We start from the raw sequence: 18,181 nt of genomic DNA, 5'->3' as shown, positions 1-18,181 counted from the left end.
TGGGTGAGCTACGATGAGCCGAAAATCCTCTCTTCTCAATTAACCCAATTCTGTCTCATGGGCGCTGATGTCGGACAGCCTCGCCCTTTGCCTCCTCCAGGTCCTCGAAGTCGAAACCGCGATCCGGTTGCAGCACGCCGTCCTGATCCTGTATCTTGAAATAAAAACGTCCCATCGCCGCCTCCTGAGTTGGCGGGAGAATGTCCGAACGAGGCAAACGTTCCGCGAGAACAGGGCGTCCAACGTTCGGGGGAACGTTGGCAACAGAGAAGCTTGAGGCCTCCGTCAACTGCCAAACAGCAAGCACGCCCTCCCTTGCGGGAAGCCCTACCGTTTCACGACACCATGGCGAGAAGAAGCGGGGTGGCACCTTATACCGACTTTATACGATATCGTACCGAATGCTTTCGAGCGATGCAGGAACCGTCGCGGCACCGTTTCGACACCGTCAGTTTAATACACCCGTCCTGAGCACCGTACGTTTTCGTACGAACAGGTGTTCGGCAGGAACATCCTCTCCCTCCATGGATTTTGCGAACACCACAGAGGGGGCCCGTCATGCAACATCTCGACAGAATCCGCACGAAACCCACGACCAAAGTGTTCGACGTCGTCGCCTATTGCCAATCGAACCGTATCAACGATCGGGAAACCAGAAAGCTTGTGCGGCTGGTTGGTCGCTTTGCAAGCCGGCTTGAAATCCAGATGAACCTGACACATCGGCCGGTGCGCTTCCGATAGCAGCCTGCCTCAGTGGCCCGATCCGCGACAGGTTCAAACGTCAGCCGGAACAAACGTTGAGATCTCTTGTTGAACCCCGGGCCGATCAACGGCTCATTCCAGACGAGGAGACTACAATGCCCACGAAAACGCTGGACGACCTCTTCATCGATGGCGTCAAGGACATCTATTACGCAGAGCGCAAGATCATCGCAGCTCTCAAGAAGATGGCGCGCGGCGCCAAGGCGGACGATCTGAAGGCCGCATTTAACAAGCACCTCCTGGAAACGGAAGTACAGGTCGAACGGCTCGTGCAGGTGTTCGAAATTCTCGGCAAACCCGCCCGTGGCAAAACCTGCCCGGCCATCGACGGCATCCTCGAAGAAGGCCAGGAACTCCTGGAGGAGTTCAAGGATTCACCGGCTCTCGACGCCGGTCTGCTTGCGGCCGCGCAGGCCGTCGAACACTACGAAATCGCACGCTACGGCACGCTGAAGTCCTGGGCCTTGCAACTGGGACACCAGGACGTTGCCAAATTGCTCGACCAGACGCTTTCGGAGGAAACGATGACCGACCAGGCGCTGACGCAGCTGGCCGAAGCGAAGGTAAACCGCGAAGGCAAGACTAAGGCGGCCTGAATGCGCGGGCGGGCAGTCATATTTGCGCGTGCTGCCCGCCGCATTTTCACGCGGGAACTGATGTCAGCGATTCCCGCCGTGCATGGAAACTGGCGCCATCTTTGTATCGATATGCAGCGAATGTTCGCGGAGGAGACGCCGTGGCACATGGCGTAGATGGACGCGGTATCGCCGCAAGTCATCGAAGTAGCGCGGCGCTACAGCGCCCGCACGATATTCTCCCGGTTTTGCCCGCCCCCGCGTCCAGCCTATGCAATCGCGATGTGGCGGGCCTACTACGGAAAATGGCAGATGATGACGAGCGAGCATCTGCCGCCCGATCTGCTCGCTCTCGATCCCGAGCTTGCGCGCTTTTGTCCACCGGCAACCACACGAACTTACTCGCCTTGGGTCGATGGTCGCCTCCATTTCTAGTTCGCTATCGAAGCTATATCGACGCTGGTCATCACCGGGGGCGAAACCGATGTCTGCGCGCTTGCGACAGCCCTTGGCGGCATCGATCTCGGCTACCGTGTCATCATCCACAAGGACGCGGTGTGCAGCGGGGTCGACGAGACACATGATGCATCGCCACCCTGTTGGGCAGTCGCTTCTCGGCACAAGTGGAATTGATGGTCACCGAAGAGTTTCTCTCAAAAGATCCCGGGCACGGCCGGTAGGCTGCCAAGTCCCTATATCACGAAAGTGGCGGCCGGAAGCGTCTTCACGGACCTTCCGTTTGCTTGATTTTCCTGCGCGGCGGCTCCTTGCCCGCGGTGATCGAGACTTCACCTCCAATGTCGGCACGCTCGGCGGACGCCGCATGGTCGCCACCCACATCGTTAGCATCCCGTTCACCCAGAACTGAAAACCCCTTGAACGGAACCGACGCCTCTCCTGCCCAGTCTATTTCCGCCTCGGCCATCGTCCAGTGCCGCACCGCACTGCCGGACGGGCTTCCCTCGGCTTGCCAGATTTCATAGGCGCGCTGGCGGATTTGGTCATATCTGGACATGTTCATGGCAGTCTCCTTTTTTGGGATGACAGTCGCGAACGCGATTGGCAACGGATCGGGTTCGCAGAGGGTTACCCAAGACCAACTGCGCTTGCCGATATTGCACCGCATGATCAGCGTTGGTGCTCTGCGAGCAATTGAAGCTATTAAAAATCGACGGGCGCCGCCGAGCGCCCGCCGCCAGTTCAAGAGTTTGATCCGGCGCGATCGTCAGGCACGCACCACAACGCCCGCCTCTTCATCATCGCGTTGCCGCCCGCCAAGTGCTGCCGCCGCAGAAGCGACGAAGGCGCCCACCAGCAACGACAGGGCACCGAGCAACGCCACTGTAGCGGCTGACTTGCGAGCCTCGTCGGCAGCCTGAAGCGCAGCATTCTTCGCGTCCTCGATCTGTTGCAAGACCTGATCCACCCTTGCGCGAGCCTCCTCCTGGGGAATGCCTGCACGCGATGCAACGATGCTGGCGACATACGCGCGATCTGCTTCCACGACCTCACCCTTGGCCGCGCCCTGCATCAGGATACGCGAAACCTCGGCAGTAGCAGCAGCGTCGTCGGATTGCGCCCGGGCGGCGGTTTCTTGCGGGCGAAGTAGAACGTCCGTGAAGTAACCGGTCGCAAGATCGGGCGCTTCACTGCCTGCGGCTGCGGCGGCACTCGCAGCCCCTACGGTTGCAGTCGTCGCTACAGAGGACGCAGCCTGCACCCCACTCCCGACAAGCGAGGTAAACGCCGATCCTGCAAGGCCGGCCACCACGACCGTCGCCAGCGCCCAGCTCAGGAACCCATGCGCAGTATCCCGGAAGAACACTTCATCCGTATGCACGCCGGCCCATTTGGTGCGCAGCCGCCCCGTGAGATAGCCGCCGAGTGCCGATGACAACCACTGAACGATGACGAACCAGATGGCGGCCGTCACGCTGACAGTCGTAAACGAGGCGCTTTCGCCGGACCACGGCGAGACCATGGTAAGGCCGACACCGGAACCGAGAAGGAGAAGGATAAGGGTTATCGCAGAAGCCGCCGTCGCGCCGCCGATGACCGGCCCCCAAGCCAGGGCGGGGACATTGGATTCGATGCCTACATCGGAAACGCCAGTCGAATAGTTCGTCATCGCACTCTCCTACCGCATGAACAGAACGAGGAGGATGACGATAGGCAGGGGGATGCCCAGGAGCCAAAGAAGAATACCGCGACCCATTTTTAAGTCTCCTTCATGTCGTGAACGCGTCTTGCGCGTGGAAACAACAACTTCCGCCTCCGCCCGATGTTCCATACCGCGTTGACGACTGCCGTTTCTCTGGACTTTTCACCTCACAGCCCGACCGAGCCCCGGCATGAAACATTTCCTGCCTCAGACCCTGTTTCGGCCACGACGACCTCAACCGTGAAGAAACACGTCGGCCTCCGGATGTCACCGGGCGGAAAACAATCCAAAACAGGTAAGCAACAATCGCCTCCGGTGTCGCGTTTTTCGCCAACGCTGTCCCGCTGCCCTGTCATCGACCAAATTGGGGAACAAGGCGGGGTCTTTCCGGTTAGGGCGGCGTAAACAACTCCCAGGAGATTTCCATGGCCAAGAAAGCGAGCCCCATCGGGAAGATGAAAGAGGCTTCCGTGCATGATCAAAAGCTCCAACGCGGCAGTGGCGGTGAACTGCACCAGATCGTCGAGAAGGGCCGTCCCGTCCTGACGACGGCGCAAGGCGCGCCCGTCGCCGATGACCAGAACACGCTTAGGGTCGGAGCACGCGGTCCGGCGCTTATCGAGGATTTTCACTTCCGCGAGAAGATCTTTCATTTCGACCACGAGCGCATTCCCGAGCGGGTCGTGCATGCTCGCGGCTATGGCGCGCATGGCTATTTTGAAACCTACGAATCGCTCGCCGCCTACACACGCGCTGACCTCTTCCAGCGTGCCGGTGAAAAAACGCCGGCCTTCGTCCGCTTCTCCACGGTCGCCGGCAGCAAGGGGTCCGTAGACCTTGCACGCGACGTGCGCGGTTTCGCGGTCAAGCTCTACACGCAGGAAGGCAACTGGGACCTCGTCGGCAACAACATCCCGGTATTCTTCATTCAAGATGCGATCAAGTTTCCCGATATCATCCATGCCGTAAAACCCGGGCCCGACCGCGGCTTTCCACAAGCCCAATCCGCCCACGACAATTTCTGGGACTTCATCACCCTGACGCCGGAAAGCATGCACATGATCATGTGGGTCATGTCGGACCGGGCCATTCCCCGCTCGTTCCGCTTCATGGAAGGCTTTGGCGTGCACACGTTCCGCCTTGTCAACGCAAAGGACGAGTCCACCTTCGTAAAATTTCACTGGAAGCCGAAGCTCGGGCTTCAGTCCGTCGCCTGGAACGAAGCGGTCAAGATCAACGGCGCCGATCCCGACTTCCATCGCCGTGACCTCTGGCAGGCGATCCAGTCCGGCAATTTCCCGGAATGGGAGTTGCAGGTCCAGCTCTTCGATCAGGATTTCGCCGATAGCTTCGATTTCGACGTGCTCGACCCGACCAAGCTCATTCCCGAGGAAATCCTCAAACCCCAGCCAGTCGGCCGACTGGTGCTCGATCGCATGCCGGACAACTTCTTCGCCGAGACCGAGCAGGTCGCCTTCATGACGCAGAACGTGCCGCCGGGTATCGACTTCAGCAACGACCCGCTGCTGCAGGGCCGCAACTTTTCCTATCTCGACACGCAGTTGAAGCGCCTCGGTAGCACGAATTTCACCCATCTGCCGATCAATGCGCCGAAGTGTCCCTTCGCGCATTTCCAGCAGGACGGACACATGGCCATGCGCAATCCGTCGGGCCGCGTGAACTATCAGCCGAACTCCTTTGGAGAAGGACCGCGCGAATCTCCTCTTGTCGGATACCGGCATTTCAACTCGCAGGAGAGCGGTGAAAAGGTTCGACTGCGACCGGAGAGCTTTGCCGATCACTACAGCCAGGCGCGCCAGTTCTATATCAGCCAGACACCACCCGAACAGCGACACATCGCCATGGCCCTCACCTTCGAACTGAGCAAAGTCGAAACACCGGTCATTCGCGAGCGCATGATCTCGCATCTCCTCAACATCGATGAGACGCTGGCCAACAAGGTTGCCACGGCTCTCGGCATCCGTTCCATGCCGAAGCCGGCCGATGCAGCGGTCGAGACGCGCCAGGACCTGGACCCATCCCCCGCGCTCAGTATCATCGAGAACGGCCCGAAGCGTTTCGAGGGACGCAAGCTTGGCGTGCTCGTCACCGACGGCGCCGACAGCGCTCTCTTCGAGGCGCTCAAAGCGGGCATCGCGAAAGAGAAGGCGGTGATCGAAGTCATAGCGCCGAAAGTCGGCGGCGTAACGCTATCCGACGGCAAACCGCTGGCCGCGCATCAGATGATCGATGGCGGCCCATCCGTGCTCTATGATGCAGTGGTGGTTATGGCGTCGATGGAAGGCGTCGGCGATCTCCTCAAGGAGGCGGCAGCGCGCGATTTCGTTGCCGACGCCTTCACCCATTGCAAGTTCATCGGCTACACCAAGCCCGCCCTTGCCCTTCTTGAGAAGACTGGTGCCGCAGACATTCTGGACGAGGGAACGGTGGAGATCGATGGGCCCGACGCTGTCTCCGGTTTCCTCAAAAGTCTCGGCACGTTGAGGGTCTGGGCAAGAGAGCCCTCGGTCAAACTGCCCTGAACGGAAAGAGCCCCGGTTTTATCGGGGCTCTTTTTTATCTTATCTGGCGGCGATGGCGGCGATCAGCAGAAGTGCCACCGCTCCTCCGACGCGTTGCCAACGGGTCATCCTCTCTCCAGAGCGCCGTGCCCAAATCTGCTCTCGCAACGCCGTGACGTCGGCACGCAATTGCGCGAGGTCATCAAGGAGGCTTTGCTCTTTCAATGACCGGCCACCGGAGTGGCTCGTCGCCTCCTCGATCTCCTGCTGATACTCGCGCCATTGCGCATCGCTTTCAAAGCCGTGTTTGCGAATGTCCGTCATGGTTGCCTCTCTCAGATCATGATTTCGCCGCCGGTGACGGGGATTACCGCTCCGGTCATGTAGCTGCCGAGATCGGAGGCAATCAGAACATAGGCCCCTGCGAGTTCGTCCGGCTGGCCGGCGCGGCCGAGCAAGGCCTGCTTGCCAAAATCCTTAGTCTTCTCCGGCGGCATGGTGGAGGGGATGAGCGGTGTCCAGATCGGCCCCGGCGCAACGGCATTAACCCGGATACCCCTGTCGGCGACCATTTCGGCAAGACCCGCGGGGAAGTTTGAAATCGCTCCCTTCGTCGCTGCATAGGCGAGAAGATGAGGCGACGGCTGGCGGGACTGAATCGAGGTCGTGTTGATGATGGCGCTGCCGGGCTTCATATGCGCGATCGCCGCACGCGAAAGGAAAAACGGCGCATAGATATTGGTCCGGAAGGTGATGTCCCACTCCTCGGAACTGATATCGCCGATATCGGCGTAGGTCCGCTGAAAGGCGGCATTGTTCACGAGGATATCGAGCCGACCGAAGTTCTCGAGACACTGGCGAACGAGATGCCGGCAGTGTTCTTCGTTTGTTATGTCGCCTGGCAGGACAACGGCCTTGCGCCCGGCCGCCTCGACCCAGCGAGCGGTCTCGTTGGCGTCCTGATCTTCCCTGAGATAAGAAATTGCGACATCAGCGCCTTCGCGTGCGAAAGCAATGGCGACGGCCCGGCCGATGCCGGAATCTCCACCGGTGATCAGCGCGGCCTTGCCTTCAAGCCGTCCCGCCCCCGTGTAACTCTTCTCGCCATGGTCGGGGACCGGCTTCATCGCATCCGTCAAACCGGGCGGAGCCTGTTGCTGCGCGGGTTGCGGCGGAATAGGGCGGCGCATATCGCTTTCGGACATTTCGATCTCCTGGGAATGAGGTTCAACGTGCGAACTCGGCACCATGGCGGATGTTCCGCAGCTCAGAAATGCGGCATAGCCAGAGCGAATTGGCCCCGCGCAACGGAACCTTTCCTCACCTTCAACGTTTTTTGCGGTTGGCTTTATGGGGAAAAGACATGGTTGGAGACAAGGGTTCGGCGCTTGCCGGGGAGGACCGGTATAAAGTGCTGGTCGATGCAATTACCGACTATGCCATCTACATGCTGGATCCGCAGGGCAATATTGTCAGCTGGAATGCCGGGGCGAGCCGTTTCAAGGGCTACGAGGCAGGCGAAGTCCTCGGCACGCATTTTTCCCGTTTCTATCGTACAACCGACCGCGACAAGGGCCTTCCCCTTTTCGCCCTGGCGCACGCCGCCGAGAAGGGCCGCTTCGAAGACGAAGGCTGGAGGGTGCGCAAGGACGGGTCCGAGTTCTGGGCGCATGTCATCATCGACCCCATCAGGGACAATGCCGGCAGCCTCATCGGCTTTGCCAAGATCACACGCGACCTGACCGAGCGGCGGCAAGCGGAGGCGCATCTTCGCAGAACGGAGCAGCAATTCCGTCTTCTCGTGCAGGGTGTCACGGATTACGCGATCTATATGATGGATGCCGACGGCCGCGTTTCGAGCTGGAACGCCGGCGCCGAGCGCATCAAGGGCTACCGCCCGGACGAGATCATCGGCAAGCATTTCTCCAACTTCTTTCCCGAGCAGGACCGGCTTTCCGGCATTCCGGACCATGCGCTTGACATCGCTCGGAACGATGGCCGATACGAATCGGAAGGCTGGAGGCTGCGAAAGGACGGCAGCCGTTTCTGGGCGAATGCCATCATCGACGCGATCCGCGACGACGATGGCGTGCTTATCGGATTCGCCAAGATTACCCGCGACATAACGGAAAAGCGCGACGCACAGGCAGCCCTTGAACTGGCGAGAGAAGAGCTTTTCCAGGCGCAGAAGATGGAAGCCCTCGGCCAGCTGACAGGCGGTGTCGCACATGACTTCAACAACCTTCTGATGGCCGTCCAGGCGAGCCTCGACCTCCTAAAGCGCCGCATCTCGCCCGCACCCGAAGCGCAATCCCTGATCGACAACGCCCTGCAGGCGACGCGCCGTGGCGCCTCTCTCATCCAGCGGCTGCTCGCCTTCTCGCGCCGCCAGGAACTGGATTTCGAGTCCGTCGATCTGTGGAGCCTTATCCGCGGCATGACAGATATGCTGCAACGGTCCATCGGCCCCTCGGTCCTGATCGAAACGTACTTCCCGCCGAACCTACCGCCTGTTCGCACGGACCCGAATCAGATGGTGAATGCGCTGCTCAATCTGGCGATCAACGCGCGCGATGCGATGCCGGACGGCGGCCGCCTTCTCATCGGCGCACGCCTGGAAGCCGACGGGACCAGAAACCATCCCGACCTGCAGAAAGGGGACTATCTCTGCCTCTACATGCAGGATGAGGGACAAGGCATGGATCTCGACACGCTCAGGAACGCAGCGTCGCCCTTCTTTACGACCAAGGGCGTCGGCATGGGCACGGGGCTAGGCCTTTCCATGGTGCAGGGATTGATGGCGCAATCGGAAGGAAAGCTCGTGCTCCAGTCCAAACCGGGCGCGGGTACCACCGCGGAGCTGTGGCTTCCGGTCGTCGTAGCCGGGGCCAGGGCCACCGAGTTGGCAAGGAAGGAAACACCATCCGCCCCTCCTGTGCCGGAGAAGGTTCACGCGCTGTCCGTACTCGCCGTCGATGACGATCCACTCGTGTTAATGAACACCGTCATGATGCTGGAAGACATGGGCCACACCGTCTGCGAGGCCAGTTCCGGCACGAAGGCCCTGGCATTTCTGGCCGAGCGGGCGATCGATCTTATCGTCACCGATCAGGCCATGCCGCAGATGACCGGCTCCCAGCTTGCCGATATCGTCCGCGAGCGCTGGCCGGGCATTCCGATCGTCATCGCTACGGGCTATTCGGAATTGCCCCCGGAGGCGCGCGCCGATCTGCTTCGTCTGTCGAAGCCGTTCAGCGAACGTCAGCTCGAAGACATCATACGAAGAGCCGTGTCCGGTGACCGCCAGCAACCATCACCTTCGTACGATAGATGACTGGAGCGGGGGGTTTGACAAAAAGCAGCGACACACCCAACCCTTCTCGTTAAGATCGACGCACTTGGGGGATAGCGGTGCTGCGCGGGCTGAACATTCATTTCACGCTGGCAAGAGCGGCTGCGATGATCATCGTTGCGATGTTCGTCTCGCTTGTCCTCATGCTCGGCCTGTGGCTCAACACGAGCTATCGGGATGCGGTCCGCCGCACCGAGGAGCGGGCGGTCGCCGCCTCCAAGATCGTCGCCAGCAACGTTTCCCTGCTTGATTCTCTGGCACGTCAGGCCCTTCAGCGCATCGACGAGACACTTGGCGATAACATCGTACCGCCAGCATCCTCCAAGGTGCGCAACATCGACGAGGCCGTTGCGGATCTGCCAGGCCAGGTCAAGGCCTATGTGGTCGATGATACGGGGCTGACGCTCTACTCGACCGATCCGATGGTCAAACCGATCAGCATTGTCGATCGGCCGTATTTCTCGGAGCTGGCAAAGGGCGCCAGGAAGCACATCTCAAGCCTGCTGATCAGCCGCCTCAACGGCGAGCAGATCTTTGCCTTCAGCCGCAGGCTAGAGCGGAACGGCCGGTTTGCAGGCGCCGCCGTCGTTTCCTTCGAGGTCAAGGTGCTGGCCGATGTCTGGGAGGCCGTCGATCTCGGCCCGAACTCCACCGTGAGTTTCGTCCGCTCCGACGGCCAGCTCGTCGCTCGTTATCCACTTGCCGACGGGCCGCTCGACATGAGCAAATACGTGCTCTTCACGGATTACCTGCCCAAGGCCGCGGCCGGCACCTATGACGCCATCTCGCCCGTCGACGGCGCCCACCGCATCGTCGCCTATCGAACCGTCGATGGTACCGGATTGATCGCGCTCGCCTCGGCGGACTACGATTTCGGTATCCAGCGCTTCTGGCGGGATGTGACGGTGGCGATCTCAGTGCTTATTCTAGCAAGCGTCAGCCTCCTTGCCGCCGGCCAGTGGATCCGCCACCTTCGACAACGCGATGCCGCACAGTCCCAGTTGCTCCGCAATGCCCTTGCGGACAACCAGTTGCTCCTTCGCGAGATCCACCACCGCGTCAAGAACAACCTGCAAGCCGTCCAGAGCGTCATCCAGCTGCAACGCCTGGCCCCGGACATCCAGCAATCGCTGACCGATCGCATCTCCTCCATGGTCGCCGTGCATGAGCAGATCTACCGGCATGACGAATTTTCCCGCCTCCGCGCGCGGGACCTGATGACATCGGTGGCGGAGAAACTGATCACCGCCTATGGCGCGCCCGTGACGGTGGAGTACGACATCGACGAGCTTGCCGTCTCGGCCGACAACGCCACCCCGCTTGCCCTTCTGACAAGCGAACTCCTGACCAACATCCTCAAATATGCCTTTCCGGAGGGCCGCGAGGGCCGGATTTCTATCGCACTCAAAGCTGTCGGGGAGCGACGAGCCCGGCTTACCGTCCACGACAACGGCATCGGCTTTGATCCGCAAGCCATAAAGCAGGGCATGGGAAGTCGCCTGATCCGGGGCGTCGTCAATCAGTTGAACGGCACTCACAGCTTTGACGGAAGCAATGGAACGACCTTCACAGCGGAGCTGGAGATCGTGGAGCCCTAGGCACGCCGCAGGTCAGATCGGCCTGCTCAAAGAGAGCGGCCCCTTCACGACGAAACGCCAGGGGTGCTTACAAGCCTTGCTGATCCCGATACGCACGGCGCTGGCCGCAACGGGCGCTTCCTAAGCCTAAGGCGAACGAAGGTGCAAAAGGAGCCTCTGTGGCGGACGCACCGTGCCAATTTTCGCCGATGTTACCGTAGCGTACTTCCATTTGCGTTCGATGATCTCCACCCTGTCAAGCAAATCGACTGTCTTATCCGACCGCTTTGGACTGCGGCTACGCCTTGCATGAATTACCATGACAGGAGAGACAAATGTCAGACGCCGAGATTGGTGAAGCCCGGAACGTTGAAGACGCAAAGCCCGCAGGTCTCGGAAGGCGTAGTTTCCTTCTGGCAGGGACGGCCATTGCCGCAGGCCCCGCTCTGCTCTCCGGCATAGCGCAACCAGCTGCGGCTCAGGAAAGCAAAACCGCTACGGGTCCCGCCGGGCGACCCGCAAGGGGCAAGCGGCCCAACATCCTCGTCATCTGGGGAGACGACGTCGGCTGGCAAAATGTCAGCGCCTACGGCCTGGGCACCATGGGATACACGACGCCGAACCTCGATCGCATCGGCAAAGAGGGCATCGTCTTCACCGACCAATATGCGCAGAATTCCTGCACCGCAGGACGTGCCGCCTTCATCACCGGACAGTACCCAATCCGTTCCGGCATGGTGACCGTCGGCGTGCCCGGCGACCCACGTGGTCTGCAAGCCGCCTCACCCTGCTTAGCGGAGGTATTAAAGAAGGAAGGCTACGCCTGCGGGCAGTTCGGCAAGAACCACTTGGGCGACCGCAACGAGCATTTACCGACCGCTCATGGTTTCGACGAGTTCTTCGGAATCCTCTACCACCTGAACGTCTACGAACAGCCGGACTATCCGGACTACAAACGCTTCGCCGAGAATTATCACGGCGGACCCGAGGCCTTCGCGAAAAAGTTCGGAATCCGCGGAGTTGTCCATTCATACGCCACCGAAAAGGACGATCCGACCGAGGACGAGCGTTTTGGCAAGGTCGGCAAACAAACGATTACCGATACCGGTCCTCTCAACCAGGAACGGATGATGGACTTCGACGCCGCAGAAGTCGCGCCGAAGGCTTTTGATTTCATGAAGAAGGCAAAGGACGACGACAAACCGTTCTTCGTGTGGCTTAACACCACCCGGATGCACCTTTACACCCGACTGAACGAGAAATGGCGGCTAGCGGCCGACAAATACACCCATGACGAGGACTACCACGGCGACGGCATGCTTCAGCACGACCATGACATCGGCCTCATCCTAGACTGGTTGAAGGACAATGGCTTGGAAGAGGATACCATTGTCTGGTATTCGACGGACAATGGCCCCGAACATTCGTCGTGGCCCTACGGCGGCACCACGCCATTCCGCGGCGAAAAGATGACCTGCTACGAAGGTGGCGTACGCGTACCTTCTATGCTTCGCTGGCCCGGTACCATCGAGCCGAACAGGGTTCTGAACGGCATCCAGAGCCACATGGACATGTTCACGACACTCGCAGCCGCTGCCGGAGTGTCCGATGTCGTGGAAGCCATGAAGACCGACAAGAAGCAATACATCGACGGCGTCGACAACCTCGACTACTGGCTGGGTGAAACCGACGCCAGCAAGCGTAGCGACTTCCTGTATTACTATGAGAGTACACTGATGGCGGTCCGGATGGGGCCATGGAAGATGCACTTCATTACCCGCGAAAACTATTATGATGGCCTCCGGCGGCGTGCGGGTGTTCTGATGTTCAACATCCGAAGCGACCCGTTCGAGAGCTATGATAGCGTCGATGCCTATGGGCATCTCGCGCAGCGAGTCTCCTGGCTCTTCGAACCGATGAGCGAACTCGTTGGCGACCACCTCAAGACCTTGGCCCAATTCCCACCAGTACAACGTGGCTCCTCGATCGACATGTCGAGCGTCGTGGAGGATTTCCTGGAGCGGTCAAAGGAATGACGAGAGACGATCGAAATGTCCGGTACTGGCACGAAGCTGCCGTCCCCTGCCACAGCGTCGAGGTCAAGGTGCGAGCGGGACCGCGCTTACGGTTCAGAATGATATCAAAAAATAAGCCGTCAAGGACGCGGTCACGCGGCGATGGAAGTTCATGAGATTTTGAGCCCTCTGCATTGCGGGCTTCGCGGTGACGACGCTCGGCGTGACGCTTCGCCGCCTATCGAACCGGAAAGAAGCCCCGCCGAAGCGGGGCAAAATGCGTCTCGACGAAAGTTAACTCCGGAACGAAGGCTTTGTTCCCTGTCGCTCAAGAAAAAATGCGTGGGGAAATGCAGGTCGTCGCCCAACGCGACTAAACAGCCACACTCTCACACTTAAGTGCCAATTGACAACGCGCTCGAGTCAAATCGGGCTCATGATTGGCCCAGTGTAATCTCGCGGAACCTTCCAACACCTTTTCCATTTCCTTCACGAGCGCGGCCTGTGTCGATCGGATGAGAAACATGGACATTGTGGTTTTCCGCATTCTCACCACGGCCAGCGAAATGCACTCAAGCGCGTACGTCTATGCGTCTCACTCTTTTGCGAAGGTTATGCGCCATGTCCGAGACCCTGCTTGCCGATATCGCCCGAAAGCTGAAGAAGATCGACTTCTGCATGATGTCGACCCACGGAGTCTCAGGGGCTATCACCAACCGCCCGATGAGCAACAATGGCGATGTCGAGTACGATGGCGACTCCTGGTTCTTTTCCTTTACCGATACCAAAAAGGTCGCCGATATCGGCCGTGATGCGCACGTAACGCTGTCCTTCACGGAACCGCCGAGCCTGCTTGGAAAACCTGGCATGTTCATATCGATCGAAGGCGGCGCAAGCCTCATCCGCGACATGGCGCAGTTCGAGAAGCATTGGGTGCCAGATCTCGACCGTTGGTTCACGCAAGGTGCTGAAACGCCCGGACTCGTGCTGATCAAGGTCCAGGGCAAGCGCGTGCAGTACTGGGATGGCGAGGAGAACGGGACGATCCACCTATAATGCAAGGCACACGTCGCCAGCTCACTACAGCGCCTCAAGCCTCTCCACCAGCTGCCGAACATGCCTGATGTCCTCAACGAAGCGCGCCTGTTGGCGCTGGCGTTCGGCGCCGTCCGGTACCCGGAGCAGGTAGGAGGGGTGGATGGTCGGGTAGAGCACGATATTGCCTTGCATGGTGAGCGTCTTGCCGCGTAGTTGGTCAAGCGGCTTGCGCTCCCCGCTCAGCGCATAGAGCGCGGTGGCACCTAGCGAAACGATAAGGCGCGGCTTGATAAGCTCCACCTCCTTTGCCAGCCACCAGCGGCAATGGTCGATCTCCCCCTTGTTAGGCTTCTCATGGATGCGCCGCTTGCCGCGTGGCTCATACTTGAAATGCTTGACCGCATTGGTGAGGTAGACAGCATCGCGGGCGAGGCCCGCCTCTTTCAGCGCCGCATCGAAGACCTTTCCCGCCGGGCCGACGAAGGGGCGACCGGCAAGGTCCTCCTGATCGCCCGGCTGCTCGCCCACCATCATCAGAGGCGCACCTTGCGGCCCCTCGCCGAAAACGGTCTGCGTTGCCATGCAATGCAGCGGGCAGCGCGTGCAGCCGCGCGCCTCCTCCCGCAGGGCCTCGATGGTCCCGGCTCCAAGAGGCTCGATCCTGGGCATGGCCTGCGCCGTTTCCTGAAGACGGTAGTGAAACAACGGCGGATCTTTCGCCGCCTGTTCGGCCATGGCCCGCACATTGGCCTCGGCATTGGCGATCATGCCGGGAATGAGATCCGCCTCGGGTAGGTTGCGCCAGTATTTCTTCGGCATTTCCGCCTGCATGGCTTTCAGCTTGAGGCGGGCTGGATTGAAGATGCTCGCATAGTAGGTCCGCCAGAGATCGTCCGTCGGATCGCCATGACCGGGATTTTCGCCCGGCCGGGCGTCGAAGATCAGGCTACCGCCATCCCAGCTTGCCGTGCCGTTCGGCGTCGCGATGATCCAGTCCATGTCGGCAAAGCGCCGGCGGAAGAAGGGTGCAGTACGGGCGACGACGAAATGGGACGGCTCAAACCAGGCGAAGAAGCGCCGCCGGCCGTTCATCTGGCCGGCGATCTCCTTGAAGCGCACGAAAGCCGTCATCTTGTGGCCGTCGCGATTGACGTTCTTGGCAAGCAGCCGTGCCCAGGCGACATCCGTGTCCGCGTCCAGTTCCAGCAGGTGGCGGTCGGATTGCAACCGCCACAGCAACCTGTAGAGCAGGTGGAAACGGCCGGGCTCCGTGTGACAGACAACTGCCTCGGCCAAGGGCAGGAACGCGGGCGGCACGGTGAGCGGTGGCGCGCTCTTGTCGGGCTTCGGCAAATCCGGCAGCGAACCCACGGCAAACAGTTCATCGTCCAGGCCACGGATGCGCCAATCCGCCTCGCGAGGCGAAATGCCGGCCGCCGCCAGGGCCCGCGCCGCATCGCGCCACTCGGAGAAATCGCTTCGTCCAGAAAGTGGGATCGTGTGCACTAGAGCAACGAGAGTTGTTCCGGCTTCGGCGCGAAAAGCGCTTTCAGGTCGGCGCGATCGGCCAGCCGCCGCGGCACCCAGCCCTCCGCCTCGATAAAGGCACGTACCTTGCGCAGCGAAACGCCGAGCCGTGCCAAATCCTCGAGCCTGAGACGCCGGAACCGACGGCTGGAGAGAATGGACGCCACCGACTTCGTGCCGAGGCCAGGCACACGCAGCAGCCGCTCGCGCTCCGCCCGGTTGACGTCGACCGGAAAATCCTGGCGGTTGGCGAGCGCCCAGGCGAGCTTGGGATCCATGTCGAGATCCAGCATGCCGCCCGTCGCGCCGGTGATCTCCTCCACGCCGAAACCGTAGAACCGATAGAGCCAGTCCGCCTGGTAGAGCCGATGCTCGCGTACCAGCGGCGGCTTGATGATCGGTAGCGCGCGGGAGGCATCGGGAATGGGGCTGAACGCCGAATAGTAGACGCGCTTCAGTCCGTAGCCGCTATAGAGCCGCGCGCTGGTCTTCAGGATGGTGGCGTCGTCCGCACCATCGGCGCCGACGATCATCTGCGTGCTCTGGCCGCCGGGAACGAAACGCTTGCGCCGCTTGGTCTGCAAGGTCGGGTCATCGGCCGCCTCGATCTTCCGGCGCAATTCCCCCATCGCGCGGCGAATTCCCTCGGGACGTTTTTCCGGCGCGAAGCGCCCAATGCCGGCATCGGTCGGGAGTTCGATATTGAGGGAGAGGCGATCGGCATAAAGCCCGGCCTCCTCGATCAGTCCCGGGGCAGCATCGGGAATGGACTTCAGGTGGATGTAGCCGCGAAAACCGTGCACGGTGCGCAGGTCCCGCGCGACCCGCACCATCTCGCCCATCGTGTGATCCGGCGAGCGGATGATGCCTGAGGACAGGAACAGCCCCTCGATATAGTTGCGCCGATAGAATTCGAGGGTCAGCCACACGACCTCCTCCGGCGTGAAGCGGGCGCGCTCCACGTTGCTGGAGGAGCGGTTGATACAATAGGCGCAGTCGAAAATGCAGAAATTGGTGAGCAGGATCTTGAGGAGCGAAATACACCGCCCGTCCGGTGCATAGGCATGACAAATCCCCGCCCCTTCCGTTGAGCCCAGCCCGCCGGTTCGAGCGGAGTCGCGCTTGACCGTTCCGCTCGAGGCACACGAGGCGTCGTATTTGGCGGCATCCGACAGGATGGCCAAGCGTTGCTGCAGCGATTTCTTCATGCATGTTCACTATATGTTCTTATCTCTGCAGTCAATTGGAAAGAGTGTTCCAGCGCGTAGCGATCCAATTTAGGCGTCAGCCTTCAATGCGGCCTTCGCGCTGAGCGTTTTAATGAGGATCAGTCCGGAAAGCTAAAAGCAAAAAGCGTTCGTCAGGACGATCGGCCACTCTACGCGTAGAATATCGAACGCCGTCCAGAGGGCGAATCCGGCGACGGGTCAGCGTGTGCATCTTCGCCGATATCGCTGCGGTGTCACCTGTCCTAGATAACTTCCAGACCTGCGGAACAAAGCTCGTGGTGGAAGCAGCCGATGCGAGATAGCCGACGAGCAGTGCCATATCCATTTCAAACTCCGTAGGTTACTCACCGTCTCCAGCTACCCAGGAGCTACTCGCCGTCCCGGCGGTCATCCTTGCCCTCTTCTTTGAGGTTTGAGAGGGTGCGCAACGTCAGAAATGTTACGAGAGAGAGCACGATTGCCGTGTCGAAGGAGCCAAGCCCGACGGCGGTTCCGATTGCGCCCGTCGCCCACAAGCTTGCGGCCGTCGCCGTGCCGCGTACGCTGGCCTTAACGACGAGGATGGCGCCGCCTCCGATGAAGCCCATCCCGGTGATTAACCCTTCGACGATCCGGGCGGTGGCTTCAGCGTTGCCATTAATGAGCGGTTCCGCGGCCTGGATAAAGCCACAGCTTGCAATGGCCACCAGGGGAAACGTCCTGAGGCCGGCGCTTCTCTCGTGCGTTTCCCGGTCCCAGCCAATCGGCAGGGCAAGCACATAGGCGAAGAGAAGCGACCCCAAATGAGGGAGGAAGTCGAAGTTTGCCCCAATCGTTTGCAGCCACTCGGTCAAGCACGCCCCCTCTGTCAACCTGCAGGTTACATAGCTTCCCACCCTCACGGGACAAGGCGCGGCGGTTTGTTTGGTCCATCTTATTTGTTGCCGGCAGCGCTGCTCTTGCTGGCAACGGGCTCGCCGAAACTCGAAGCGAAAATCGGCACCAAAGGCCTAGCGCCCTTCCAAGGCAACCCAAGGCCAGCTTAGTGGGTTTCGCAAGGATCGCGCGGCCTTTCGAACTGGTTACCTCGAAGTCGGCCCGTCGGGCGACGCGCCCTGGCGCTTCTAGCCTAGTACCCTCCCACGGACACGATGGCCGCAGCCGCCGGCCGCGACACGATCATGGACTTCAAGCGCAGCTAGACAGACAGGATCAGCTATGTTCGGAAGGGTCCCCATGCTGGGTAACCTATCTTGGCTCAGCAGATGACTCGCGGCAGAGTGATACGAGCACAGAACCCCGCCTCGCGGTTTTCCAGCACGAAGGAGCCGCTGGCTTCCTCGACAAAGCTTTCGACTATTGCCAGCCCAAGCCCTGCGCCCTCGCTCGTCGTGTCGAGCCGGCTGCCGCGCTTTAGCACGAAATCGATCTCGCTTTCCGGAAT

At 60.4% G+C, this 18,181-nt stretch carries 16 protein-coding genes and 2 pseudogenes; 8 read left to right on the top strand and 10 right to left on the bottom strand.

Annotation, left to right across the window (positions count from 1 at the left end):
• Nucleotides 1-55: 55 nt before the first annotated feature.
• Nucleotides 56-175, bottom strand: a complete 120-nt coding sequence (locus tag ACT6VE_RS32730; protein ID WP_444802401.1) for a DUF6894 family protein — start codon at nt 173-175, stop codon at nt 56-58.
• 383 nt (nt 176-558) lie between these two features.
• Here ACT6VE_RS32730 and ACT6VE_RS32725 point away from each other — a divergent pair, with 383 nt between their 5' ends.
• From ACT6VE_RS32725 to ACT6VE_RS32715, 3 genes and pseudogenes are all read left to right on the top strand, one after another.
• Nucleotides 559-741 carry a hypothetical protein gene (locus ACT6VE_RS32725; RefSeq protein ID WP_444802400.1) on the top strand — a complete coding sequence of 61 codons (183 nt, stop codon included), beginning with the start codon at nt 559-561 and terminating at the stop codon, nt 739-741.
• Between the two features lie 116 nt (nt 742-857).
• A complete protein-coding gene (locus ACT6VE_RS32720) occupies nt 858-1,358 on the top strand; it encodes a YciE/YciF ferroxidase family protein (protein ID WP_444802399.1) in 501 nt (166 codons plus the stop codon).
• A 60-nt stretch (nt 1,359-1,418) separates the two neighbouring features.
• Nucleotides 1,419-2,017 (top strand): annotated as a pseudogene (locus ACT6VE_RS32715) (cysteine hydrolase).
• A gap of 44 nt (nt 2,018-2,061) precedes the next feature.
• On the opposite strand, the gene ACT6VE_RS32710 reads toward ACT6VE_RS32715, so the two are convergent.
• Both ACT6VE_RS32710 and ACT6VE_RS32705 read right to left on the bottom strand, forming a co-directional pair.
• Entirely contained in the window at nt 2,062-2,358 is a 297-nt protein-coding gene (locus ACT6VE_RS32710; RefSeq protein WP_444802398.1) for a DUF2934 domain-containing protein, read from the bottom strand.
• A gap of 204 nt (nt 2,359-2,562) precedes the next feature.
• Nucleotides 2,563-3,465 carry a hypothetical protein gene (locus ACT6VE_RS32705; RefSeq protein WP_444802397.1) on the bottom strand — a complete coding sequence of 301 codons (903 nt, stop codon included), beginning with the start codon at nt 3,463-3,465 and terminating at the stop codon, nt 2,563-2,565.
• A 458-nt stretch (nt 3,466-3,923) separates the two neighbouring features.
• Between ACT6VE_RS32705 and ACT6VE_RS32700 the strand changes: the two genes are divergently transcribed.
• Entirely contained in the window at nt 3,924-6,041 is a 2,118-nt protein-coding gene (locus ACT6VE_RS32700; RefSeq protein WP_444802396.1) for a catalase, read from the top strand.
• A 39-nt stretch (nt 6,042-6,080) separates the two neighbouring features.
• On the opposite strand, the gene ACT6VE_RS32695 is transcribed toward ACT6VE_RS32700, so the two are convergent.
• Both ACT6VE_RS32695 and ACT6VE_RS32690 read right to left on the bottom strand, forming a co-directional pair.
• A complete protein-coding gene (locus ACT6VE_RS32695; protein WP_444802395.1) occupies nt 6,081-6,344 on the bottom strand; it encodes a hypothetical protein in 264 nt (87 codons plus the stop codon).
• 11 nt (nt 6,345-6,355) lie between these two features.
• Nucleotides 6,356-7,225, bottom strand: a complete 870-nt coding sequence (locus ACT6VE_RS32690) for an SDR family oxidoreductase (protein WP_444802394.1) — start codon at nt 7,223-7,225, stop codon at nt 6,356-6,358.
• Nucleotides 7,226-7,383: 158 nt separating this feature from the next.
• Between ACT6VE_RS32690 and ACT6VE_RS32685 the strand changes: the two genes are divergently transcribed.
• The 4 genes from ACT6VE_RS32685 to ACT6VE_RS32670 all read left to right on the top strand — a co-directional run bounded on the left by ACT6VE_RS32685 (nt 7,384) and on the right by ACT6VE_RS32670 (nt 14,020).
• On the top strand, nt 7,384-9,354 hold the full coding sequence (locus tag ACT6VE_RS32685; protein ID WP_444802393.1) for a PAS domain S-box protein: 1,971 nt from the start codon (nt 7,384-7,386) through the stop codon (nt 9,352-9,354).
• Between the two features lie 77 nt (nt 9,355-9,431).
• Nucleotides 9,432-10,970 carry a sensor histidine kinase gene (locus ACT6VE_RS32680; RefSeq protein WP_444802392.1) on the top strand — a complete coding sequence of 513 codons (1,539 nt, stop codon included), beginning with the start codon at nt 9,432-9,434 and terminating at the stop codon, nt 10,968-10,970.
• A 314-nt stretch (nt 10,971-11,284) separates the two neighbouring features.
• Complete coding sequence (locus ACT6VE_RS32675; RefSeq protein WP_444802391.1) at nt 11,285-12,985, top strand: arylsulfatase; 1,701 nt, start codon at nt 11,285-11,287, stop codon at nt 12,983-12,985.
• 600 nt (nt 12,986-13,585) lie between these two features.
• Nucleotides 13,586-14,020 (top strand): pyridoxamine 5'-phosphate oxidase family protein, encoded by a 435-nt coding sequence (locus ACT6VE_RS32670; protein WP_444802390.1) that lies wholly within the window; start codon nt 13,586-13,588, stop codon nt 14,018-14,020.
• Nucleotides 14,021-14,044: 24 nt separating this feature from the next.
• On the opposite strand, the gene ACT6VE_RS32665 is transcribed toward ACT6VE_RS32670, so the two are convergent.
• The 5 genes and pseudogenes from ACT6VE_RS32665 to ACT6VE_RS32645 form a co-directional block, all read right to left on the bottom strand.
• On the bottom strand, nt 14,045-15,508 hold the full coding sequence (locus ACT6VE_RS32665; RefSeq protein ID WP_444802389.1) for a UdgX family uracil-DNA binding protein: 1,464 nt from the start codon (nt 15,506-15,508) through the stop codon (nt 14,045-14,047).
• Nucleotides 15,508-16,737 carry a putative DNA modification/repair radical SAM protein gene (locus ACT6VE_RS32660; RefSeq protein WP_444802388.1) on the bottom strand — a complete coding sequence of 410 codons (1,230 nt, stop codon included), beginning with the start codon at nt 16,735-16,737 and terminating at the stop codon, nt 15,508-15,510. Before ACT6VE_RS32660 ends, ACT6VE_RS32665 begins: the two co-directional genes overlap by 1 nt.
• 109 nt (nt 16,738-16,846) lie before the next feature.
• Nucleotides 16,847-17,083: a PQ-loop domain-containing transporter gene (locus ACT6VE_RS32655; protein WP_444802387.1), complete on the bottom strand. Its 237-nt coding sequence runs from the start codon at nt 17,081-17,083 to the stop codon at nt 16,847-16,849.
• A 43-nt stretch (nt 17,084-17,126) separates the two neighbouring features.
• Nucleotides 17,127-17,591, bottom strand: coding sequence for an MgtC/SapB family protein (locus tag ACT6VE_RS32650; RefSeq protein WP_444802386.1), 465 nt, complete (start codon nt 17,589-17,591; stop codon nt 17,127-17,129).
• A gap of 404 nt (nt 17,592-17,995) precedes the next feature.
• Nucleotides 17,996-18,181: pseudogene (locus ACT6VE_RS32645) on the bottom strand (sensor histidine kinase); the annotation flags it as partial.

Origin of the sequence: Shinella sp. (assembly GCF_052438155.1) — a bacterium.
Taxonomy (GTDB): domain Bacteria; phylum Pseudomonadota; class Alphaproteobacteria; order Rhizobiales; family Rhizobiaceae; genus Shinella.
Note: the sequence above shows the minus strand (reverse complement) of the source record. Positions and strands in the feature narration are given on the sequence as shown.